We start from the raw sequence: 2,656 nt of genomic DNA, 5'->3' as shown, positions 1-2,656 counted from the left end.
AGCGCGGCCAGGCTCAGGCCCGCCATGTCGGTCGCGCCGGCGGCGGCCAGCGCCTGGGCCGGCGTGGCGGCGACGCGGGCCGGGTCGAGCGGCGCCAGGTGCGTCATGCGTTCCTGCGGCGTGAGCTTGGGGTAGCCCACGTACATCATCACCACGCCCGAGATGAACCACATGGCGAAGAACAGGCACAGCACGATGCCGGCCCAGCGGTGCGTAAGGTACAGCCAGCGCTTGGCGCGGGTGGACCACGGCACGGGCGCGGGCCGGCGGCGGGGAGAGGGGATGGCGTCCATGGCTGTCCTCAGAACCGCGCCTGCAGCGTCAGTTCGAACGAGCGCGGCGCGCCCAGGTAGAACATCGGCGTGCCGCTGACGTTGGCCGCGTACACCTTGTCGGTCAGGTTGCGGACCCGGCCGGTGATAGTGAAGTGGCGGTCGATGCGATGCGACAGCGCCGCGTCGAACACGGTGTACGACGGCGCCCAGACGGTGTTGGCGGCATCGGCGTAGGCGCGGCCGACATAGCGCGCGGCCAGGCTGGCGTTCCAGTCCGGCAGGAAGGCGTAGTCGATCCAGGCGTTGGCCACGCGCCGCGGCGTGTTGGTCGGCACATTGCCGTTGCGCGAGACGCGCACGCCGCCGATCGTTTCAGAGAAGTCGTCGTACTTGGGATCGACGAAGGCGACGTTGGCCTGCAGCGACAGGGTGCGCGTCAGGCGCAGCCCGCCGGCCAGTTCCAGCCCGCGCGCCGACTGCTGGCCCACCGGGACGCTGACCGCCGGGTTGCTGGCGTCGGGCGCCGAGATGTTCTTGCGCGTGATCTCGTAGGCGGCGACGGTGGCCGAGCCGCGGCCGTCCCAGAACTCGAACTTGCCGCCCACTTCCTTCTGCGTGCCGGTGGTCAGCTTGTCGTTGTTGAGCACGTCGGCGAACGAGGCGGTGGCCATGATGCCGGACGGGGGATCGGCGGCCGTGGCGTATTGCGCGTAGAGCGAGGCCTGCGGCGTGATGGCCCAGTTCAGCGCCAGCCGGCCGGTGGTGGGCGAATAGCTGCGCGAGGCCGAGGCCGGCGAGCTGGCGGTGACCGCGCGGCGGTTGGTCAGGTCCAGGTCGATGAAGTCCTTGCGCAGGGCCGACACGATGGCCACGCCGGGCAGCACCTCGGTGCGGTTCTCCAGCGTGAAGGCCAGCGTCCGGACGCGGTTGTCGCGGTCCGGATTGTGGCCGCGCGTCATGCCGGGGATGTCGTAGAAATAGCCCGGCTGGAAATCGTACGGATCGACCGCGTCCACCGTGGCCGGCAGGCTGGTGGGATAGCGGGTCTGCTTGTTCACGCTCAGGTCGGCGCCGAACGACCAGCTGGTGGGCAGGCCGGCCAGCGTCGATTCGACCAGGCCTTCGACGCGGTTGCCGATCAGGCTCTGTTCGTGGCGCTGCAGCAGCGCGCCCGAGCGCAGCACGCGGCTGTTGGCGGCGTTGTAGCGGTAGGTCTCCAGGTTGCGGAAGTCGCGTTCGGCGCGGTAGTAGTACAGCGTGTTCTTGAACGTGACGCCCGGCGCCGCGCGCCATTCCGTGAGCGAGCGGGCCCACAGCACCGACTGCTCGTACAGGCCGTCGTCGACGTTGTAGTTCTTGAAACGCGTGCCGCCGCGGATCTGGCCTTCGCCGCTTACCTTGCCGTTCGCGCCCACCGTCAGCGGCGTGCCCCAGTAGGGGCGGTCGACGCGTTCGCGCTGGTACTCGAAGGCCCAGGTCTGCGTGACGTCGTCGCCCAGGTCGGACAGCAGCGAGGCCGCCACCTGGGTGGAATTTGACCGCTCGCCGTCGACCCAGCCGTGGCTGGCGGTGGTGTTGGCGTCGATGCGCAGGTAATGGCCGCGTCCGCCCGGCGAGCCGGCCAGCTGCTGGTTGATGCCGACCGACGCCTGGCGCGTGTCGAACGATCCCAGGCGCAGCTGGCCCTCATAGAACGTGTCGCGCTCGGCCAGCTTGGTGACGTAGTTGATGGCGCCGCCGACCGCGCCGGCGCCGAACAGGAAGGTCGACGGGCCGCCGATGGCCTCGACCCGGTCGTAGATCCAGCTGTCGATCGGCCGCGCGGCCACCGAGTCGTACTGCACCGAGATGCCGTTGAACAGCTGCGACACCTGGCCGCCGCTGAAGCCGCGGTAGCTGACGGCGCCGGCCATGCCGGGGGGCGCGGCGTTGTTCACGCCCGGGATGCCGCGCGCGATGTCCTGGGTGTTGAGCGCGCCGCGCGCCTCGATCTGCTGGCGCGAGATGACGGTGACGGAAGCCGGCGTGTCCTTGATCCGCAGGCCGAGGCGGCTGCCGGTGCCGTCGATGCGCTCCAGGTTGATCGGGCCGTTGGGCGAGTCCTCGGCGCGTTCGCCTTCGACCCGGGTCGGGGCCAGGGTCTCGATGGCGGGTTCGGCGGTCAGCGCGAACGCGGGGTTGGCCGCGCAGGCGCCGGCCAGCAGGGATGCTGCGTAGTTTTTTTTCATGGTCCAGGCCGGCGGGGCCGGCATGCACGCTCGCGCGGGCGCCGCGGTCAGGGGCGGCGAAAAGGCGCGGGCGCGGGGTCTCCAGGGCGTCGCCGCCGGAAACGGGCGGCGCGGGCTCGGGCGGAAGCGGCGCGGCGGCCGTCCGCGGGGGAC

Annotated in this window: 1 protein-coding gene and 1 pseudogene; both read right to left on the bottom strand. The window is 71.0% G+C overall.

Annotation, left to right across the window (positions count from 1 at the left end):
- Positions 1-293: pseudogene (locus H0523_RS31840) on the bottom strand (PepSY domain-containing protein); the annotation flags it as partial.
- A gap of 8 nt (positions 294-301) precedes the next feature.
- Complete coding sequence (locus tag H0523_RS31835; RefSeq protein ID WP_054429222.1) at positions 302-2,503, bottom strand: TonB-dependent receptor; 2,202 nt, start codon at positions 2,501-2,503, stop codon at positions 302-304.
- Positions 2,504-2,656: the final 153 nt, after the last annotated feature.

The sequence above is a fragment of the Achromobacter insuavis genome (assembly GCF_902859645.1).
GTDB lineage: Bacteria > Pseudomonadota > Gammaproteobacteria > Burkholderiales > Burkholderiaceae_B > Achromobacter > Achromobacter insuavis.
This window is presented reverse-complemented; position numbering and strand designations above follow the sequence as displayed.

What these genes read in the sequence shown, in the direction of transcription:
- H0523_RS31835 (WP_054429222.1), bottom strand. Translation starts at nt 2,503, where the DNA reads ATGAAAAAAAACTACGCAGCATCCCTGCTGGCCGGCGCCTGCGCGGCC.